This is a genomic window from Dialister succinatiphilus YIT 11850, assembly GCF_000242435.1.
Lineage (GTDB): Bacteria > Bacillota > Negativicutes > Veillonellales > Dialisteraceae > Dialister > Dialister succinatiphilus.
The window spans coordinates 130,274-133,178 of the sequence record NZ_JH591189.1 but is presented as its reverse complement, the minus strand read 5'-3'; the positions used below and the strand labels follow the sequence as shown (position 1 = coordinate 133,178).

1 protein-coding gene is annotated in these 2,905 nt (G+C 52.9%); it reads left to right on the top strand.

Features of this window, described 5'->3' with window-relative positions:
* Positions 1-382: 382 nt before the first annotated feature.
* Entirely contained in the window at positions 383-2,620 is a 2,238-nt protein-coding gene (locus HMPREF9453_RS09525; protein WP_008860347.1) for a helix-turn-helix transcriptional regulator, read from the top strand.
* Positions 2,621-2,905 lie beyond the last annotated feature (285 nt).

Below are 2,905 nucleotides of genomic sequence, written 5' to 3'. Positions count from 1 at the left end.
CCCTCGCCCCTAAAGGGGAAACGACTCACTATGATTTGTGCGTCGCTTTGCTCCTTCACCCTCTGTTGTCACTGACTCACTGGATTTTCAGGTCGCTGATGCTCCCTTACAAATCCAGTTCGCATAGTGCATCCACTGCTGTCACTGACTCACTGGATTTTCAGGTCGCTGATGCTCCCTTACAAATCCAGTTCGCATAGTGCAAATCATGTTCGCTTTGCACACCAAAGGCGCGTCAAACTTAAGCCCCTTAAGTACCTTCGACCCAGCGGGCCGTCAACCCTCAAGCCCCAAAGGGGCTTGTCCATATGGCACCCACTATCCATATGATATAATGCAGTAAAGAATCCATTTTATCGTATATAAAAAAGGACTGATTCCCATGACCGACACAGAAAGCCTCCTGCTCTCCTGCTCCCAGGAAATCCTTCATGACTATTATGAAAAGAACGAAATCACCCTGCTTCTTGCCTGCATGGCCCGGGATATCACCTGGACGGGAGGCGGGTCCGATATGGCTGCTTCCGGACGGGATGCAGTGACCCGTTTCTTTATTACTACCAGGGACAAGATGATTCCCACAGTCCTCTCCCATGAGCAGTGGATATCCCATCCTCTGAGCCAGGACTTTTGGCTCTACACCGTGACCGCCGATCTGGAAACGGCGCCGCAGCTCCAGTTCTTTCTGAAGGAACATATGAAATGTGATTTCCTCTATCGAAGAAATCCGGAAGCTGCCAGCGGCAATGGCTGGGAACTGGTACATCTGAACAATTCCATTTCCTACAACAAGCTGAAGGATAAGGAAACCTTTGCGGTATCCGAAGGCGTGAAAGACCTTTGGCTCCATAACCACTACGGCACCGGCATGATCGACGACAGGAAGAAAGAAGAGCTCTTCCTCACCATCAATGATAAGGTTTTCCGCTATCTGTCCGAGGCCACAAGAAAAACCCTGACAGTTCTTTCCCTTTTCGACCGATTTTCGGTGAGCAAGGCCCTTTTCATGTGCCCTGATGCAGATGTGCCCGCCATCCTTTCCAGTCAGGAAAAGAGCGGCCTTTTTCTCTATCTAAATCGGCAGACCCGCAAATATTTCTTCTTTCCCCTGATGAAGGAATTTCTCCAGTCCGAATTCCAACTCTGGAGCGAAGAAACACGGCGGCAGTACCTGGATAAGGCGGCTCACTGGTACTACTCCATGGGAAGCCTCCCCGAAGCCATGCGATTTGCCAGCCTGGCGAAAAACTATGAGCTCTCCCTCATTATTCTGGACAAAGGCGCCGACTCCATTCTGCTGGCGGGGCCCCGCATCTATCCTGCCGACCTTCTGGACCACATTCCCCATGACTTGATGAGGAAGCACATGAAAACAGTGCTTCTCATGGCCTACGACCTCTATTTCTCCGAACTTCATGCCGGCTATCGAAGGAACATGGCCCGCATCCAGCGGCTGGAGCTCTCCCTCTTGGGACAGACGGCCTTGACCTTTCTCGAAGGGGCCACCGCCTTCAATCATCTGGACACCATGACCTCCCTCTTTGCCAAAGTCCTTGAAGACATCCGCAAATTTCATCTGGAAGACCAGTTCATAGCGCCCCGTCTCGGATTCTGCTGTCCCTCCTTCCTTATGATGTACCACTCCACCCCGGGAAAATTGAAAGAAGAAACGGAGCAGCTCATAGAAATCCAGGAAATCTGCTGCCGTATCAACCGCATGCCACATAATGGAATCTGGGCCCTCTATTTCCAGATGGAATACGCCTTCAACACCGGCCATTTCAGCGAAGCAGAAGACGCCCTCTCCACCCTGGAAGCCACCGAATCCTATAGGGAGGACCTTTCCATCCAAATCCGCTGCCTCCACTACCAGGCCATGCTCTCCTACTTCTACGGAGATACCGCCGGCCTGAAAGAGTCCCGAAAAAAGCTTCATGAACTCATGAACACCGCCCAGCCTTTTCAGGCCCTCCTCGCCCGCATGAGCGATGAAAGCCTGGAAATCATCCTCCCCTCCAGAGAAGGCGGGGACCGCCAAAATCAAGCCATCAACAGCTCCATGTTCTATTTCCCTGCCCTTACCTTCCTACACATTGTGGAAGACGAACGGCTCGTCCACCCCGGAAACGGCAGAACCCTCCTGGCTTGCCAGCGCCGCTCCCTCATAGGCGAAATCCACGCCCTCCTCCACCAGGCCATCGCCTGCGACATGCTCCACGAAAACGCCCAATGCCTGGAAGCCATGGAAAAAGCCCTCCGCCTGGCAGAGCCGGACCACCTCATCACCCCCTTCCTCACCGTCAAAAACCGCCTCGCCTCCCGCTGGGCCCACCTCAAAGCCAGCCCTGCCTCCTCCCTGCTGAAAGACATCATGGACTCCCGCTTTGAATCGGCCGGGCAGATTCTGGAAAAAGAAATCCACCTGGATCAGCTGAGCAAAAAACTCACCGCCCGTGAAATGGGCATCATCCGCCTCGTCATGAAAGGCAGAACCAATAAAGAAATCGCCGCTGAAATGAACGTGGCGGAAATCACCATAAAAAAAGCGCTCTCCCTTATCTATAAAAAACTGGACATCAAAAACCGCGCCCAGCTGGTAGGGATGTTTAAAGAAAAATGAGGGGGCGGCTTTTGGACACACCCTATCGGGTGTGAGGGTTCAGAGGGTTCAGAAGGTACAGAAGGGTTCAGAAGGGTTCAGAGGGTGGTGGTGGCGGCTGACGCCGCAATTTTAAAAAAGGGGCGCGGCTGGCGCCGCGGGTTGTGTAGAAGGGTTGCATAAAAAGGGTTCTTAAGATGGATGGGCCTTCGGTCCAAGGGTTCGTAAGTTTGACGGGGCCTTTGGCCCCTAAGGTTGCGGATTGCCGCTCTGCGGCAATGCTTATAAAGTCAGCGTTACGGGATT